The 17,112-nt window shown below is 58.9% G+C and carries 17 protein-coding genes; 10 read left to right on the forward strand and 7 right to left on the reverse strand.

Annotated features, from left to right (window positions below):
* Positions 1–105: 105 nt before the first annotated feature.
* Entirely contained in the window at positions 106–885 is a 780-nt protein-coding gene (locus AB9K37_RS06550) for a thymidylate synthase (protein WP_369836200.1), read from the forward strand.
* Positions 882–1,361 (forward strand): dihydrofolate reductase, encoded by a 480-nt coding sequence (locus AB9K37_RS06555; protein WP_303968155.1) that lies wholly within the window; start codon positions 882–884, stop codon positions 1,359–1,361. The genes AB9K37_RS06550 and AB9K37_RS06555 overlap by 4 nt, the downstream gene beginning before the upstream one ends.
* Positions 1,362–1,475: 114 nt before the next feature.
* Here AB9K37_RS06555 and AB9K37_RS06560 read toward each other — a convergent pair whose 3' ends face one another.
* On the reverse strand, positions 1,476–1,682 hold the full coding sequence (locus tag AB9K37_RS06560) for a cold-shock protein (protein WP_072707354.1): 207 nt from the start codon (positions 1,680–1,682) through the stop codon (positions 1,476–1,478).
* A gap of 205 nt (positions 1,683–1,887) precedes the next feature.
* On the opposite strand from AB9K37_RS06560, the gene AB9K37_RS06565 reads away from it, so the two are divergent.
* Together AB9K37_RS06565 and AB9K37_RS06570 are read left to right on the forward strand one after the other, a co-directional pair.
* Positions 1,888–2,202, forward strand: a complete 315-nt coding sequence (locus AB9K37_RS06565; protein ID WP_369836204.1) for an ArsC/Spx/MgsR family protein — start codon at positions 1,888–1,890, stop codon at positions 2,200–2,202.
* Positions 2,199–2,495, forward strand: coding sequence for an antibiotic biosynthesis monooxygenase (locus AB9K37_RS06570; protein ID WP_369836207.1), 297 nt, complete (start codon positions 2,199–2,201; stop codon positions 2,493–2,495). Before AB9K37_RS06565 ends, AB9K37_RS06570 begins: the two co-directional genes overlap by 4 nt.
* 37 nt (positions 2,496–2,532) lie before the next feature.
* Here the strand turns inward: AB9K37_RS06570 and thrS are convergent, their stop codons facing one another.
* The gene (gene thrS, locus AB9K37_RS06575) at positions 2,533–4,479 is read right to left on the reverse strand and encodes a threonine--tRNA ligase (protein ID WP_369836210.1); all 1,947 of its coding nucleotides are present in this window, start codon (positions 4,477–4,479) and stop codon (positions 2,533–2,535) included.
* A gap of 112 nt (positions 4,480–4,591) precedes the next feature.
* On the opposite strand from thrS, the gene AB9K37_RS06580 reads away from it, so the two are divergent.
* Together AB9K37_RS06580 and AB9K37_RS06585 are read left to right on the forward strand one after the other, a co-directional pair.
* Positions 4,592–5,854 (forward strand): MFS transporter, encoded by a 1,263-nt coding sequence (locus AB9K37_RS06580; RefSeq protein WP_369836213.1) that lies wholly within the window; start codon positions 4,592–4,594, stop codon positions 5,852–5,854.
* Between the two features lie 55 nt (positions 5,855–5,909).
* Complete coding sequence (locus tag AB9K37_RS06585; protein WP_369836216.1) at positions 5,910–6,659, forward strand: alpha/beta fold hydrolase; 750 nt, start codon at positions 5,910–5,912, stop codon at positions 6,657–6,659.
* A 315-nt stretch (positions 6,660–6,974) separates the two neighbouring features.
* Here the strand turns inward: AB9K37_RS06585 and phaZ are convergent, their stop codons facing one another.
* Positions 6,975–8,231, reverse strand: coding sequence for a polyhydroxyalkanoate depolymerase (phaZ, locus tag AB9K37_RS06590; RefSeq protein ID WP_369836219.1), 1,257 nt, complete (start codon positions 8,229–8,231; stop codon positions 6,975–6,977).
* A 101-nt stretch (positions 8,232–8,332) separates the two neighbouring features.
* Here phaZ and AB9K37_RS06595 point away from each other — a divergent pair, with 101 nt between their 5' ends.
* The 4 genes from AB9K37_RS06595 (at position 8,333) to AB9K37_RS06610 (ending at position 12,361) form a co-directional block, all read left to right on the forward strand.
* Positions 8,333–10,126 carry a PHA/PHB synthase family protein gene (locus AB9K37_RS06595; RefSeq protein ID WP_369836221.1) on the forward strand — a complete coding sequence of 598 codons (1,794 nt, stop codon included), beginning with the start codon at positions 8,333–8,335 and terminating at the stop codon, positions 10,124–10,126.
* Positions 10,127–10,257: 131 nt separating this feature from the next.
* Positions 10,258–10,710: a phasin, PhaP gene (locus AB9K37_RS06600; RefSeq protein ID WP_369836224.1), complete on the forward strand. Its 453-nt coding sequence runs from the start codon at positions 10,258–10,260 to the stop codon at positions 10,708–10,710.
* A gap of 130 nt (positions 10,711–10,840) precedes the next feature.
* Positions 10,841–11,392, forward strand: a complete 552-nt coding sequence (gene phaR / locus AB9K37_RS06605; protein ID WP_369836227.1) for a polyhydroxyalkanoate synthesis repressor PhaR — start codon at positions 10,841–10,843, stop codon at positions 11,390–11,392.
* Between the two features lie 3 nt (positions 11,393–11,395).
* A complete protein-coding gene (locus tag AB9K37_RS06610; protein WP_369836230.1) occupies positions 11,396–12,361 on the forward strand; it encodes a LysR family transcriptional regulator in 966 nt (321 codons plus the stop codon).
* A 78-nt stretch (positions 12,362–12,439) separates the two neighbouring features.
* Here the strand turns inward: AB9K37_RS06610 and AB9K37_RS06615 are convergent, their stop codons facing one another.
* The 4 genes from AB9K37_RS06615 to AB9K37_RS06630 all read right to left on the reverse strand — a co-directional run bounded on the left by AB9K37_RS06615 (position 12,440) and on the right by AB9K37_RS06630 (position 17,090).
* Positions 12,440–13,657, reverse strand: a complete 1,218-nt coding sequence (locus AB9K37_RS06615; RefSeq protein WP_369836233.1) for a DegT/DnrJ/EryC1/StrS family aminotransferase — start codon at positions 13,655–13,657, stop codon at positions 12,440–12,442.
* Positions 13,658–13,753: 96 nt separating this feature from the next.
* Positions 13,754–15,055, reverse strand: coding sequence for an NAD(P)/FAD-dependent oxidoreductase (locus tag AB9K37_RS06620; protein ID WP_369836236.1), 1,302 nt, complete (start codon positions 15,053–15,055; stop codon positions 13,754–13,756).
* The gene (locus AB9K37_RS06625; protein WP_369836238.1) at positions 15,052–16,410 is read right to left on the reverse strand and encodes a glutamine synthetase family protein; all 1,359 of its coding nucleotides are present in this window, start codon (positions 16,408–16,410) and stop codon (positions 15,052–15,054) included. The genes AB9K37_RS06620 and AB9K37_RS06625 overlap by 4 nt, the downstream gene beginning before the upstream one ends.
* The gene (locus tag AB9K37_RS06630; RefSeq protein ID WP_369836241.1) at positions 16,407–17,090 is read right to left on the reverse strand and encodes a type 1 glutamine amidotransferase; all 684 of its coding nucleotides are present in this window, start codon (positions 17,088–17,090) and stop codon (positions 16,407–16,409) included. The genes AB9K37_RS06625 and AB9K37_RS06630 overlap by 4 nt, the downstream gene beginning before the upstream one ends.
* Positions 17,091–17,112: the final 22 nt, after the last annotated feature.

Raw genomic sequence — 17,112 nt, forward strand, 5'->3', positions numbered from 1 at the left:
GCGCTAACGTAGGTGGCGTGGGGCCATGATCAAAGGGCCAACTGGCATTTCCCGATTTGCACCGATAGAACATCAGGCAACGACGCAGCGAACTCGGAGGCCCCCGTGCAGCAATATCACGAGGCACTACAGACCATTCTCGATCATGGGGAACAATCGACCGACCGCACAGGCACCGGCACGATCAGTTATTTCGGGATGCAGCAGCGCTATTCCTTGGCTGACGGGTTTCCGCTGGTCACCACCAAGAAGCTGCACCTGCGGTCGATCATCCATGAACTGCTGTGGTTCCTGTCAGGGGATACCAACATCAAGTACCTCAAGGACAACGGTGTTTCGATCTGGGACGAGTGGGCGGACGAGCACGGCGATTTGGGTCCCGTCTACGGCAAGCAGTGGCGGGATTTCGGCGGTGTCGACCAGATCCAGAGCCTGCTTCAGATGATCAAAACCAGCCCCGACAGCCGCCGCCTAATTGTGTCCGCGTGGAATCCTGTGGACGTGCCGAACATGGCGCTGCCCCCGTGCCACACCATGTGGCAGGTCCGCATTGTGGGGCGCAAAATGCACCTGCAACTGTACCAGCGCTCGGCGGACATGTTCCTTGGGGTGCCGTTCAACATCGCCTCTTATGCGCTGCTGCTAAAGATGCTGGCGCATGTCACGGGCTACGAGGCCGGCGATTTCGTCCACGCCATCGGCGACGCACATATCTATTCCAACCACATGGAGCAGGTGAACTTGCAGCTGTCGCGCACCCCCAAAGCGCTGCCGCAGCTGAACATCACCCGCGATGTGCAGTCCCTGTTTGACTTCAAATACGAAGACTTCGAGGTGGTCGGCTACGACCCCGATCCAGCAATCAAAGCACCGGTGGCCGTATGATTTCCTTGATAGTAGCGCGCGACAAAAACGGCGCGATTGGCAAAGACAACACCATCCCGTGGGAAGCGCCCGAAGACCTGAAGTTCTTTCAGCGCGAAACCAGCGGGGCGGCGATTATCATGGGCCGGAATACGTGGGATAGCCTGCCGTTCAAGCCTCTGAAAAATCGCATGAATATCGTCGTGACCTCGCAAGAGGTCAGCGCCGAACATACCGCTGCCTCGGTTCAGGACGCGATCGATATGGCGCACGCTGCAGGCCACCGACGCGTCTACGGCATCGGCGGCGCGGGCATTTACCGCGAAATGCTGGCCTATGCAGACCGCTTGCTGATCACCGAAGTGGACACCGAAGTGACTGCGCCGGACACCCACTTTCCCGAAGTCTTGGATGCGGACTGGCGGCTGATCGGCACGACCCTGTTGCGGACCGAAGCGCCCCGCTGCGCTGTGCGTGAACTTCTGCGCCGCGGGTAACGTCGGAACTTTGCCCCTTCATCTTGGTGAAATACCCAAGTTGGTCAGCCAAAGAAAAACCGAGGCACGGAGGGCGCCTCGGATTATAAATTCAATGGGTAGAATGCCTCGAAGTCAGAGGAGGGTCAGATCGCCTGCCATCTGGCGGCCATCACGGCCTTCTTTCAGCTCGTAGCCCACTTTCTGGTTGTCAGCCAGACCGGTCAGACCCGACCGCTCTACTGCAGAGATGTGTACGAACACGTCCTTGCCGCCGCCATCGGGCGCGATAAAGCCATATCCTTTGGTGGTGTTGAACCACTTGACGGTTCCTGTGGGCATAGCCCCTTACTCCTTCTAGTCGTCTTCCCCGCGCAGCGGGGCCTTGGCGTAACTTCCACGCGACAGTCAAACGACTCGCTCCGAGGTTTCGGCTGCTTCGAGGTGGTCACAACTCCAGCGTTGCATGCCCAACGTAAAAATCAAGCAAAACACAGTTGTATTCGCCGTCACTTTCTCGAAAGTGGCAAAAAAATAGGAGAAGCGAATGATCCTCTATGGGCTAAAGACCTGTGATACTTGCCGCAAAGCGGTCAAAGCGCTGCCCGATGCCGAATACGTCGATGTGCGCAAGGATGGGGTTGCGCCAGAGGTTTTGGAGCGGGCATTTGCCCAATTCGGAGAGAAATTGGTTAACAAATCCAGCACAACCTGGCGCCAGTTGGACGAGGATCAGCGCGCCCGTCCGCCGCTGGACCTGATCGCCGAGCATCCGACCCTGATGAAGCGCCCCTTGATCGAAGAGGGCGACAAGATGTGGCTGGGCTGGGGTAAAGACGTGCAGGCGGAGCTGGCGGGATGATCACGCGCATCTACCGCGTGCGCATTCATCCCGAACTGCGGGATGAGTTCGAACCGCTGTTCCAGACGGTTGCGCAGGGGTCTGTGACCAAATTCGCGGGCTGTGCGCGGGTTGTGATCGGCGGTCCGGCAGAGGGGACGCCGGACGAATATGCGATGATCACCGAATGGACGGATGCCGCCGCCCTGACCGAATGCGCCGGAGCGGACTGGTCCGTCGCCCACATCCCGCCGGGGATGGAGAAGTTTGTGCAGGAATGCTGGGTGCACCACTTCGAGCACATGGCAGAATAAAAAAGGGCCGCTCTGATCAGAGCGGCCCTCGGTATTCTTACTTCAGGTCGGGCGGGGTGCCTTCGGCCTTCAGGGTGGTGACGATCTCGTCCAGCGTCGCCATGGAGGTCTGCTTTTCCCCCAAGCGGCGGACCGAGACGGTGCGCTCTTCGACTTCTTTCATGCCGACCGCGATGATCACAGGCACCTTGCCGAGCGAGTGCTCGCGGACCTTGTAGTTGATCTTCTCGTTGCGGAAGTCGGCTTCGGCGCGGACGCCAACGGCCCGCAGTGCGTCGACCACTTCTTGGACATAGCCGTCCGCGTCCGAGACGATGGATGCGACAACCACTTGGCGCGGGGCCAGCCAGAAGGGCAGTTTCCCTGCTGAGTTTTCGATCAGGATGCCGATGAAACGCTCGAACGAGCCAAGGCAGGCACGGTGCAGCATGTAGGGCCGGTGCTTGGACCCGTCTGCGCCGATGAAGTTGGCGTCCAGACGTTCGGGCAGGTTGGGGTCAACCTGCAGGGTGCCGCACTGCCAGTTCCGGCCGATCGCGTCGGTCAGGGTGAACTCGAGCTTGGGACCGTAGAACGCGCCTTCGCCCTCGAGGATTTCGTAGTCATATCCCGCCGCGCGGCAGGCATCGCCAAGGGCCTTTTCCACGAAGTCCCAGCTTTCATCGCTGCCGATCCGCTTTTCAGGGCGGGTGGACAGTTTGATGGTCCAGTCGTGGAAGCCGAGGTCTGCATAGACCTTGGACAAGAAGGCGATGAACTTGGCGGTTTCGGACTCGATCTGGTCCTCGGCGCAGAAGATGTGGCCGTCATCTTGGGTAAAGCCGCGCACACGCATGATGCCGTGCAGGGCGCCCGAGGGCTCATAACGGGCACAGCTGCCAAATTCGGCCATGCGCAGGGGCAGGTCGCGATAGGATTTCAGACCCTGATTGAACACCTGCACATGGCAGGGACAGTTCATGGGTTTCAGAGCGTTGATCGCCTTTTCGCGGGCATGATCTTCGTCGACTTCGACGATGAACATGTTTTCCTGATACTTGTCCCAGTGCCCCGATTTTTCCCACAGCTTGCGGTCCACGACTTGCGGGGTGTTCACCTCGACATAGCCGTCGCGTTCCTGCTGGCGGCGCATGTAGTCCTGCAGGGTGGTGTAGATTTTCCAGCCGTTCGGGTGCCAGAAGATCTGGCCGGGCGCCTCTTCTTGCAGGTGGAACAGGCCCATATCCTTGCCAAGTTTGCGGTGATCGCGCTTGGCGGCCTCTTCCATCATGGTTTCCCATGCCTTGAGGTCTTTGCGGTTCTTGAACGCCACACCGTAGATGCGCTGTAGCATCGGACGCGAGCTGTCCCCCAGCCAATAAGCACCAGCCACGTGGGTCAGTTTGAAGCCATCCGCGGGCACCTGACCGGTGGTTTGCAGGTGCGGGCCACGGCACAGATCCTGCCAGTCGCCGTGCCAGTACATCCGCAGGTCTTCGCCTTCGGGGATGCGATTGATCAGCTCGACCTTAAAGGGTTCTCCGCGATCCTCGTAGTATTTGATCGCGCGCTCGCGGTCCCAGACCTCGGTGGTCACGGCGTCGCGGGCGTTGATGATGTCCTTCATCTTGGCTTCGATCTGGCCAAGGTCCTCGGGGGTAAAGGGCTCTTCGCGGTCGAAGTCGTAGAACCAGCCGTTGTCGCGCACGGGGCCGATGGTGACTTTGACGTCGGGCCAAATTTCCTGCACGGCGCGGGCCATGATGTGCGCCAGATCGTGGCGGATCAGTTCCAGCGCTTGGGTGTCATCCTGCATGGTGTGGATGGCGACGCTGGCGTCTTCGGTAATCGGCCACTGCATGTCCCAATGCGCGCCGTTCACGGTCGCGCTAATTGCTTTTTTCTGCAGTGACTTGGAGATCGATTCAGCGACTTGCGCGGGCGTCACGCCTGCGTCGTAATCGCGAGAGTTTCCATCGGGGAAGGTCAGGGAAATCTGGGCCATAAGCCTTGATGCTCCTCGTCGGTTTGGCGCCTACGGGACGCCCGGTTGCGGGTTTGGTTTCGCGGGCTATGTGACTGCCTGAGGGAGGCAAGTCAAGTTTAGGTTCTGATTGATGACAAAAGACATTTCTGCAGAGGTTTTCGAAGCACTCAGCGGCGCAGAGAATGATGCGCCCGACCTGAGTGACCACGCCCAACAGGCCGAGGCCCCCAACGGGCTGCGCCACATGGCATCCCTGAGCATGACCAAGGTCGCGGATGGGTTGATCGACCCGAAACTGGTGTTGAGTTGGCTGCTCAATGCCTTGGGCGCGCCTGCGGTGTTTGTGGGGCTGCTGGTCCCGATCCGCGAGGCGGGGGCACTGCTGCCGCAAATGTTCTTGGCCGGATGGGTTGGGCGACTGCGTCACAAGAAATGGGCATGGACCGTGGGCAGCGCGGGGCAGGGGATCGCGGCTGCGGTGATCGTGCTGGTCGCGCTGATGCTCGAAGGCGCTGCGGCGGGGGCGCTGATTTGTGCTGCGCTGGCTGTTTTGGCCGTCGCGCGCAGTGCGTGTTCGGTCAGTTTCAAGGAAATCTTGGGCAAAACAGTTGGCAAATCGCGGCGCGGGGCAATCACGGGGACCGCAGGCACGGCCAGTTCGGCGGCGGTTCTGGTGTTTGCCGCGATCCTGATCTGGCAAGGCGCGAGCGAGGTTCTGGTGATCAGCGCTATCGCTCTGGCTGCCGTGTTTTGGCTGTTGGCGGCTGGGCTTTTTTCGACCCTGAACGAAGAGAAGAGCGAAACAGATGATCGCGGCGGGCTGCCTGATATCAAGCTCTTGTGGCAAGAGCAGGACTTGCGCCGGTTCATCATGACGCGCGGCTTGTTGGTCGGGACTGCACTGGCGCCACCCTATCTGGTGGTCATCTCAGAGCGTGCGGAACTGGAGCAGCTTGGCGCGATGTTGGTCGCCAGCGCGGCGGCCAGTTTCCTGAGCTCATATGTCTGGGGGCGTCTGTCGGATCGGTCCAGCCGCAAGGTTCTGGCCTTGGCCGGGTTTGTCGCGGCGCTGGCGCTGTTTGGCGGCGTGGCGCTGTCTTGGATGGGCTATGGCGACACGCCCTATGCCATTCCGGGCGTGCTGTTTGTGTTGATGATCGCCTATCATGGGGTGCGTCAGGGACGCTCGACCTACCTGGTGGACATGGCCCCAAAGGACGAGAAGGCAGCCTATGCCGCCCTATCTAATACAGTGATCGGAACGCTGCTGCTGGTCGCTGGACTTGGCGGCGGTTTGGCCGCACTGATTTCGGCGCAGTGGGCGCTGGTGGTGTTCGGCGTGATGTCACTGGCGGCTGTCGCCTCGGCCCTGTCGATGCGCGAAGTCGAATAAGTTGATGCCCCCAGCGGCGCTGCATATGGTGGCGCCGCAATCAAAGGAGACACCTATGACCACCCCCAGCTTCCTGACGACCTCGACCGGTCGCAAGATCGCCTATCACCGGACCGAAGGCACAGAGCCGGGCATCGTGTTTCTGGGGGGCTTCAAGTCCGATATGGACGGGACCAAGGCTGTCTGGCTGGAGGAATGGGCCAAGTCCCAAGGGCGCGCGTTTCTGCGGTTCGATTATTCGGGACACGGGCAGTCTTCGGAAAAGTTTGTGGACGGTGCGATTGGCGATTGGGCGGCGGATGCGCAGGAGGTGATCGAAACGCTGACCTCTTGTCCGCAGGTTTTGGTCGGCTCCAGCATGGGCGGATGGATCAGTTTGCTGATGACCCAGCGTATCCCTCAGCGGGTGTGCGGTCTGGTGGGGATCGCTGCGGCGCCCGATTTCACCGAGGATGGCTTCTGGGCCGGGTTCACCGAAGAGCAGCGCGCGGCGCTGGAGGCGGACGGCCAGATCGCGCTGCCCTCGGATTACGACGAGCCCTACATCATCACCAAGCGCCTGATCGAGGATGGGCGGGATCAGTTGGTGCTACGTACGCCGCTGCCGCTGCCTTTCCCCGTGCGGTTCTTGCAAGGCACGGCGGATACCTCGGTGTCTGTCGCGACGGCGGTGAAGCTGCTTGACCATGCAGAGGGCGCGGACATGCGACTGACGCTGGTGGATGGCGCGGATCACTCATTCTCGGCGCCCGACTGCCTAGAGTTGATCAGAAGTAGCATTTTGGACGTCACGGCACGGGCCTAATTGTTTTCCAGAGTTACGGGGATAAGATGCCAACCTGTGGATAACTCGGTGCACAGATCTGGATAGGTCTTAACTTCCTATGGAAAACTCTATCTATCGCCCTGTATCTTGTATGTTTTCCCTTTTGGATAGGAATATATCCGAAGGGGTATGCCGATTTTAGGACATGAAAGTTAATGCGCCGGTTTGGGACAACTTTTCCCGCTCAGATTGAGGGTGTAATGTCTGATAACGATTTCCGCTGAGCTTGTTTGCAAAGTAAAAAGGCCAGACGTGGTTACGTCTGGCCTTTGGTTTTTCCTGTGGTGCCGTAGATTATTCAGCGGCGGCTTTGGACTTGGTGCGCTGGTTGGCGTCAATAAATTCGAGCACCAGCGGACGGATGTTGTTGCGCCAGCTCTTGCCCGCAAAGATGCCGTAGTGGCCGGCATCGGGTTCCAGATGGTTGGCTTTCATGTTGTCGGGCAGGCCAGTGCACAGCTCCAGCGCTGCGACACATTGTCCAGGCGCAGAGATGTCATCCTTGGCGCCTTCGACGGTTTTCACGGCCACATCAGTGATTTTTCCGATGTCCACACGCTTGCCCGCGACCACAAAGTTGTTCTTGGCGACTTCGCAATTCTTGAAGATTCGCTCGACGGTCGAGAGGTAGAACTCGGCGGGCATGTCCATTACGGCGAGGTATTCGTCGTAGAACCGGTTGTGACGGTCGTTGTCACGCGCCTCGCCTTTGGCGGCGCGCATCATCTGGTCGGTGAAGGCTTTGGAGTGGGTCTCGGCGTTCATCGCCATGAACGATGTCAGCTGTAGAAGGCCGGGATAAACCTGACGGCCAACGCCCGGATATTTGAAGCCAACGCGCTGGACCATCATCTCTTCGAGTTGGCCCATGGTGACGCGGTTGCCGAAATCGGTAACGTCTGTGGGGGCTGCTTCGGGGTCAATCGGACCGCCGATGAGCGTCAGCGACGAGGGCTGCGCAGCGGGGTCTTCTTCGGCCAGATAGGCGGTCGCGGCCAGTGTCAGCGGGGCAGGCTGGCATACGGCGATCACATGGGTGTCGGGACCGAGCTGCTTCATGAAATCGACAAGATAGAGCGTGTAGTCTTCGACGTCGAATTTCCCAGCGGAAACAGGGATATCACGGGCATTGTGCCAGTCGGTGCAATACACTTCGCAGTCCGGCAGAAGACTGACAACGGTCGAGCGCAGGAGTGTGGCGTAGTGCCCCGACATCGGCGCAACCAGCAGTACTTTGCGCGGCTTTTCGGGACGGCCCAGAACATGGAAATGAACCAAATCACCAAAGGGCTTTTCGACGACCGTGTCGACGGTGACGATGTGGTCGCGCCCATCTTCGCAGGTATACGAATGAATACCCCAGTCGGGCTTGGCCACCATCCGCGCGAAGCTGCGTTCGGTCACTTCGCCCCATGCTCCCATCCATTGGAAGACTGGATTCGGAAAGGCCGCGATGGCGGGATATCCAGCGATTGCCTTGGCCGTTGCACCAAGCCATTGGTTCGTGTTGCGAACCGTTTCCATCAGATCATACGTCGCCATATAGCGCATGTCGTTCTCCTTCGTTGCCGGTCGGTCCGGTTCAAATCGTCACTTTGCCCCCTCCGGCTTGCAACGTTATGCTGCTGGCAGAGTAGGGGGGAATCGCAGGCATGACAACGCACGACGGCGATACTGGAACTGAACTGGTCCGTTTGAACGAAAACATCTCGAAAATCGAAGAACTTTCCAAGCGTCTTGTTACAGCACTTTCGCATTATAAGGCGATTAACCCCGCCCTTCAGGGCCCCGGCCAAGATCTATATATGAAGGCAGCTGTCGGGTATTGGGCCGAATGGGTGCAAAACCCCGCAAAAATACTGGAACATCAGGTCGAGTACTGGGGAAAGTCACTACAGCACTACGTGGACGCGCAAACGGCGCTGACGAATGGCGCTGGCGCACCCGCAGAGATGGATGCCCCAAAGGACAGGCGATTTGCCAATCCGCTTTGGCACAGCCACCCTTATTTCAACTACGTAAAGCAGCAGTATCTTCTGAATTCCGAAGCGATCACCAAGGCCGTCGACGATGTGGTCGATCTGGACGATGTAGACCGCAAGCGCCTGCGTTATTTCTCGCGTCAGATCGTTGACCTGATGGCGCCGACAAACTTTCTGGCGACCAACCCTGATGCCCTGGAGCGCGCGCTGGAGACCGAGGGTCAGAGCCTTGTCGACGGTCTAGAGAACCTTGTCAGCGATCTGGAGGAGAATGACGGCAGACTTCTGGTCACGCTGGCAGACGAGAAAGCCTTTGAGGTGGGGGGCAATATTGCAACCTCCAAGGGCAAGGTCGTCTACCGCAACCACATGTTCGAGTTGTTGCAGTACAGCCCGACCACTGAGTCCGTGCACGAAATCCCATTGCTGATCTTCCCGCCATGGATCAACCGATTCTACATCCTCGATCTCAAGGAAAAGAACTCGATGATCAAATGGGCGGTCGACCAAGGCTACACGGTCTTTGTGGTCAGCTGGATCAATCCAGATCCGTCCTATCGCGACGTGAAACTGGATGACTACATCACCGACGGCTACCTGACCGCGATCAACGAAGTGCGAGCTATCTGCGATGTGAAGCAGGTGAACGCGGTTGGGTATTGTATCGCCGGGACGACATTGTCGCTGACTATGGCACTGCTCAAAAAACGGGGCGAGACCCCGATCAAGTCGGCGACCCTGTTTACCACGCTGACCGATTTCTCGGATCAAGGGGAATTCACAGTCTTTCTCGGGGACGACTTTGTAGATGGCATCGAAGAAGAGGCCATGGCCGAGGGCTATCTGAACAGCTTCTTCATGTCGCGGACCTTCAGCTTCTTGCGGTCGAACGACTTGATCTATGGTCCGGCGATCAACCGCTACATGAAGGGGGAGGCCCCGCCTGCCTTTGATCTGTTGTTCTGGAATGGGGACAGCACGAACCTGCCGGGCGCTATGGCGATCCAGTATCTGCGAGACCTGTGTCAGAAGAACAAATTCGCCGATGGCGGTATCGAGATCTGCGGCGAGGTCCTGAACATCAAGGATGTTACGGTGCCGATCTGCGCGATTGCCTGCGAGACCGACCATATCGCGGCGTGGAAAGCCAGCTTCAATGGGGTTCGCCAGATGGGCAGCCGATCAAAGAAGTTTATCCTGTCCCAGTCTGGTCACATCGCCGGGATCGTAAACCCGCCGTCCAAGGGCAAATACGGCCACTACACCCACACCAAGATTGCAATGGAACCTGAAGACTGGCGCGCCGAGGCGGAGTTTACCCCCGGATCGTGGTGGCCGCGTTGGAACGAGTGGCTGGCGAACCGCTCTGGCAAGCAAATCCCTGCGCGAAAGGAGGGTGATTCTAATCATCCTGTGCTTGCGGACGCGCCCGGAACCTATGTGACCATGCAGTCAACGGGTTGATCCCCATCTCCTTTTCCCTGTTTTGCTGCAGTGCAGAAAAATAACTTGATTTTCTGCGCTGCAGCATTCATATTGTCTGTAGCTGATCAACGGGGTGGGCCCGAACACAGCAACAAAAGGGATTTGGAACTATGACTGCTAAGACACCTGACTTCACCGCTATGATCAAAGACATGATGGGTGCATTCCCCATGGACATGTCGGCAATGGAAGGCTCGTTCAAGTCGCAGGCCGCTCTGTCGGAGAAGCTGTCGGCAGTTGCTCTGGACGCCGCTGAGAAGTCGACCGAGATTTCGACCAAGTGGACCAAAGACGCGCTGACCAAGATGGGTGACCTGACCAAAGCAAAGGCAGAGCCCGCAGAATACGCCAAAGCAATGACCGACTTCGCAAGCGCGTCGGCTGAAATGGCTGCAGAGAACATGGCTGCTTTCGCAGAAGTTGCGAAAAAAGTTCAGACCGAAACCGTTGAGCTGATGATGGCTGCCGGCAAGGACATGAGCGAAGAAATGACCGCTGCTGCCAAAAAAGCGACCACCGAGATGACTGCAACCGCTAAAAAAGCAACCGCTGCAGCGAAGTAATAAAGGCCCGGACATAGGGTGCCCTCCCGCCCGTAGTCCGGTAAGTTGAGGGCAGGCGAAAGCCTGCCCTTTCTTTTTTTATTTTTACACCCTAGGCTTTTTGCAGCGATGCAGCATGGGAGGGGAGTCCTTGTCAGATAACGATAAACCGCTTTTGATCAAGCGATACGCAAGCCGCCGTTTATACAATACCGAAACCAGTGATTATGTTACGCTGGAAGACATCGCAGGGTTTATTCGTGCGGGTCGTGAAGTCAAAATTGTCGACCTGAAATCGGGCGACGATCTCACCCGTCAATACCTGCTTCAGATCATTGCTGAACACGAAAGCAAAGGCGAAAGCGTGCTGCCCTTGGCAGTGCTCAATGACCTTGTTCGCAGCTACACAACCCAAGCGACCAGCGTGGTTCCGCAATTCCTCGCCATGTCGTTCGAGATGTTGCAGGACGGCCAGTCCAAGATGGTCGAAAACATGTCCGCGATGAACCCGATGGCCAAGATGCCTGGTTTCGAAGCTATGCAAGCGCAGCAGCAGGCCTTTCTCAAGGCAATGACGGGCGGCCTTGCCGGCAACTGGGGCCCCAGTTCTCCGTCTCCTGAGAATGGAGAGGAAGAGGGACTTGATGACATCAAAAAGCAACTGGCCGAGCTGCAGGCCAAGCTGTCGAAGATGAGCAAGTAAAGAATGGTCGATTCCCCGGGAAGGATTACCCTCTGGGGGATCGAGGTTTTTGTGGCCACGGCCGAAGAAGGCGCAATCTCTGCCGCCGCGCGCCGCTTGGGGACCAGCCCCTCTACGGTTTCACAACAGTTGACCGGACTCGAGACTGCGTTGGGCACCACGCTGATGGTGCGCAACGCGCGGCCCATGTCGCTGACCCCTGCCGGAGAGGTGTTTCGCCGCCGCGCCAGCGCCATCCTGAACGAAGCGGCTCTGGCGCGCGCCGAATTGGCGATGTCGGACCTATCATCTTTGACACGCCTGCGCCTTGGCATGATCGAGGATCTGGAGGCAGATGTCACACCCGCCCTGATCACGCGCCTCGCGAACGACATCTCGGGCAGTCAGTTTTTGCTTGAGACGGGGCCCTCTCACGCACTTTACGGCCAGCTCGATGATCGGGCGCTCGATATGGTTGTTGCGGCAGAAATGGGGGCGGAAGCCGATTGGATGGAAGTCCACCCACTGCTCACTGAACCCTTTGTTCTCGCAGTGCCCAAGGGACGTGTAGACCCAGACGCGGACGTTCTCGCACAGCTCAGAGACTTGCCGCTGATTCAATATTCGGCGCGCTTGGCAATGGGACGGATGATTGCGGCACATCTCGTTCGCCAAAACCTGAAGCTCTCTCATCGGTTCGAAATCGACAGCTATCACTCCGTGCTCGCCTTGGTCGCGGGGCAGGTGGGCTGGTCAATCCTCACGCCGTTGGCACTCATGCGGGCACGGCGTTGGTTGGACCGCGTCGACGTTTTTCCGCTGCCTTTCGAGCCGCTTACGCGAAACATCTCCTTGACCGCACGCCAAGGCTTGCTCGGCGACCTCCCTGCGCAAATCGCGGTTCACCTCAAGGGACTGCTGTCCCAGCACGTCGTGACGCCAGCGCAGTCGGATTTCCCATGGCTCAAAGGCGCTCTGACCCTGCGCTGACGAAAAAAGGAGAGCTCGCGCCCTCCTTTCTGCTTTGCAAAAATACTCAAATCCCACAAGTGAGCAGAGGCGCTGCGCTTAGGTCCCGTATGCCAGCGCTTGTTCTTTCGCAGCCTCGGCAGCGCCCACGAGGGTTTGCGCAATGTAGTCCAGCTCGTCATTGGTCAGCCGTGCGGGCAAGCGTACATCGCAGGCGTTTTCCAGCATGGCGCGGGTCCGAGGCAGGTCTGGCATCTCGGGCATAAACTGCCAGTTCCAATAGGCGCGGGCGTTGTCAGTAGATTGTCCGAAGACTTGCACGTAAACGCCGTTCTCTTTGGCTGTCTGGGCAAAGACCTTTGCTTCGGCTGTGGACATGCCGATCAGATTGAACTGGATCGAGTCCGGCGCCCGCTCTTCGGGGGCCAGCTTTTCAGGCACCGACAGCCAAGCCGAGGTATTCAGCTGCGCAGCGACATAGTCGTGGTTCGCGCGGCCATCCCGCACGCGGCGGGCCACTTCGGGAAGTTGCGGGCGGATGATTACGGCCGATAGGTTCGACATGCGCAGGTTATAAAGTGGCAGTTTGTTCTGGTGACGGGCGAACGCCTCTTCCAGATCAGAAGTATTGTCGCCAGAGCGGCTCTTGTGCTTTTTCCAGTTGTGCTCGTAGGCACCGGACATGATGACCGCGCGGGCCACCAGATCGGCATCGTCAGTGATCAGAATGCCGCCTTCGCCCGCGTTCACCAATTTGTAGGATTGGAAGCTAAAGCAGCCGATTTTGCCGATCGTCCCGATGTTTTTGCCGTGCCACGTGGTGCCGAGCGAATGCGCGGCGTCTTCGATCACGGGAATGCCGCGCGCGTTGCAGAGCGCCATGATCGCGTCCATGTCGCTGGTGTGGCCCCGCATGTGGCTGATGATGACGGCGCTGATGTTGTCGTCCAGACGGGTTTCAAAATCCTTGATGTCGATGCGGTAATTCTCGCCGACTTCGCAAAGGACGGGGATGCAATCGGCATGCACAACCGATGAGGGCACCGCTGCAAAGGTAAAGCCGGGGATCAACACGCGGGCGTCGCGGGGCAGGTTCAGCGCCTTCAGCGATAGAAACAGAGCGGCCGAACAAGAGGACACGGCGAGGGCATATTTCGACCCCAGAAGCTCTGCGAACTCTGCCTCGAGCAGGGCAACAGGCGCGTTCTCGGGCGCGGTGTAGCGGAACAGATCCCCTGTTTGAAGCAGGCGCTCGATCTCTTCTCGGGCGGCAGCAGGGATGGGTTCGGCGTCGTAGACGTTGGGCGCTTGTGTCATGGTCCTGTAGCTTTTCTGAAAACTCTTTTCGGAATTGCTAAACGCATCGCGGGTTTTCACCAAGCCTTTTCTGCCCGTGACCCCAGCGCCCCGACGTCAGATACCCAGTTTGTCCCTTAGAGCGTACCAGCTCATTGCCATCACCAAGAGCGGAGTGCGGAACGCACCGCCCCCCGGAAAACGAGGCGAGGGCAGGGCATTAAGGACGTCGAACCGGCCCATCTCACCGCTGATCGCTTCGGCCAGTATGCGGCCAGAGAAGGTGGCGAGTGCGACACCGTGCCCTGAATAGCCTGACGCGGCCCACAGCCCTTGGGCGGGACGGTCGAACACGGGCAGGCGCTGCGCGCTGATGCCGAGCGTTCCGCCCCAAGCGTGGGTGATCTTCACGCCCTTGAGTTGGGGGAAAACGGTTTCCAGCGGTTTGCGCACCGTTCCTTCGATGTCTGACGGGAACTTGTAGCCGTAGGATTCGCCGCCGCCGAAGAGCAGTCGGCAATCGGCGGACATGCGGAAATAGTTGATGACGAATTTGCTGTCGGCCACGGCGATGTCGCGGGCGAGAATGCTGGCTGCGCGATCGCCCAAGGGCTCTGTCGCTGCGATGAAATTGTTGATCGGCATGACCCGAGAGGCGACGCCGTTTACCAAGCGCCCCAGATAGCCATTGCCGGCGAGAATGACATGTTTCGCGCGAACGAAGCCCTTATCACAGCGCACGACGGGGGCTGCGCCCGGTTCGACACGGTGGACCAGCGTATTCTCGTGGATGGTCGCACCCGCCGCTTCGGCCTTGCGCGCGAGCGACAGAGCAAGGGCGAGCGGGTTCACATGGCCTGCGCCCCAATCGACGCTGCCGCCTTGGTAACAGGGGCTTCCGATCAAGGCCTGCATGGCGTCGCGGTCCAGCTTTTCGATTTCGGTATAGCCGTAGTGCTGCGCCAGATAGTCCGCCTCGGCCTGAGTGTCCGGCACATCGCTGGCGTGCCACTCGGCATGGGCCACACCGGGGCGATAGGCGATGGTGGGATCTTCGTCCGCAAGTTCGCGGACCAAGGCTTTGGCGTCCTGCGATAGGTTCCACAGCAGTCTGGCATTGTCGCGCCCCATGCGGGCTTCCAGCCATTCCTGACCTTTGTTGAACCCGCTGCCGACTTGGCCCCCGTTGCGGCCAGAGGCGCCCCAGCCCGCGCGATGCGCCTCGACCACGATGACCTTGTGTCCGCGTTCGGCCAACTGCCATGCCGCAGACAGACCGGTGTAGCCTGCACCCACGATGCAGACATCAGCCTGTGCTTCGCCGCGCAATGGTACGCGCGCGTCCGGCAAATCCAGAACATCGGCATACCAGCTTGGTGGGTAGTGGCCTTGGCGGTCGTTGGCAAAGAGTAGGTTCATACGTTGGTCAACAGATGCTCACGTTCCCACGGGCTGATAACCTGCAGGAATTCTTCGTATTCGGCGCGTTTGACGATCGAATAGACTCGGGCGAAGTCCTTGCCCAGAACGTCATGTAGTTTCGTGCAGGAGTCGAATTCATCGAGTGCTTGGCCGAGGGTCTGCGCGAAGTCACCGTCGCCTTCGTAGGCATCTCCTTTGAACTGCTTGGATGGGCGCACGCCCTCCATCATGCCCAGATAGCCCGCAGCCAAAGAGACTGCGAACGCGAGGTAGGGATTGCAGTCCATGCCTGCTAGGCGATTCTCGACACGGCGCGACTGCGAGTCCGAAATCGGAATGCGGATGCCGGTCGTGCGGTTGTCCCGCGCCCATTCGAGGTTAATCGGTGCGGCGTGGTCTTTGACGTAGCGGCGGTAGCTGTTCACATAGGGGGCCTGAACGGCAATTCCTGCGGGCAGGTATTTCTGGAGGCCACCGATGAAGTGATAGAATGCGTCGGTTTCGCCCCCTTGTGGGCCCGAAAAGATGTTCTCGCCGGTTTCCATGTCGATGACCGAGTGGTGAATGTGCATGGCGCTGCCCGGTTCGTGAGCGATCGGTTTCGCCATAAAGGTGGCATAGCAGTTGTGACGCAGCGCAGCTTCTCGGATCAAGCGTTTGAAATAGAACACCTCGTCCGCGAGCTTGACCGGGCCACCATGGCGCAGGTTGATTTCCAGCTGGCCTGCGCCGCCCTCTTGAGTGATGCCGTCAATCTCGAACCCCTGCGCTTCGGCAAAGTCGTAGATGTCGTCAATCACGGGACCATATTCATCCACGGCAGACATCGAATAGGCCTGACGGGCAGCAGCAGGGCGGCCCGAGCGGCCCATCATCGCCTCGATCGGCTTGGACGGATTGGTGTTTGGAGCGACCAGATAGAACTCCATTTCGGGGGCGACGATGGGCTTCCACCCTTGGGCCTTGTAGAGATCAACAACCCGTTTCAGCACGTTTCGCGGCGAAAAAGAGATCGGGTTGCCCGCGCGGTCGAATGCGTCGTGGATCACTTGCAATGTCCAGTCGCCGGTCCAAGGCGCCGCTGTCGCGGTGCTCATGTCGGGCTTCAGGATCATGTCGCGCTCGATAAATCCTTCGTCGCCTGCGGCCTCGGCCCATTCACCAGTGATCGTTTGGTAGAAGATCGAATCGGGCAGGTAGAAATGGCTCTGCCGCGAAAATTTGGACGAAGGCACGGCCTTGCCCCGCGCAATCCCGGGCAGGTCAGAGATGATGCACTCTACCTCGTCCAGTCGATTGTCACCGAGATAGTTGGAAACGGACGCGGGCAGATCGCTTAGCATCGAGCTCATGAAATTCCTTTTCCGTGCATCAGGCGCGTTACCGTTTCCGCGATCTGCACATTGTCGTTCTGGTCGGGCAGGTGGGTTTCGGCCTCTTGTAACAGACCGTCTGGAACCACCCCTTTGCCACGATAGTCTATCAGACCTTTGATGAAGTCCGATTGAAATTCCGGATGCGCCTGCGTGGTGAACACATGGTCGCCCCACGCCAGCGCCGCATACTTACAGAACGGGCTAGAGGCCACCACGCGCGCATCTGGCGGTAGGTCGACGACCTGATCCTGATGCCATGCATTCAGGTTCAGAGTTCTGCCGCCAAAGTCATAGGTTTGCAGGCCAACCGACCAGCCATCCTTGAACTTTTCGACCTTGCCCCCCAGCGCCTGCGCAATGATCTGGTGGCCAAAGCAGGCGCCAAACATGGGCTTCTTTGACGCGTAGATTTGGCGGATTAGGTCCTCGAGAGGGGCGATCCACGGGTGATCCTCGTAGGCGCCGTGGCGCGAGCCGGTGATGATGTAGCCGTCTGCGGCGTAGATGCTGTCGGGGAAGTCGCCGTCCACCACATTCCACGTTTGGTAGTCAAAACTGTCTTCGCCAAGCATGGCACGGAAGAGCAGAGCGTAGTCAGGGGCGATCTCTGCCATGTCGGCAGGGGTGTGGCCCGTTTGCAGGATACCGATTTTCATAGGGCACCAAAGTGTTTGAAGG

The organism is Donghicola sp. XS_ASV15 (assembly GCF_041224595.1).
Lineage (GTDB): Bacteria > Pseudomonadota > Alphaproteobacteria > Rhodobacterales > Rhodobacteraceae > Donghicola.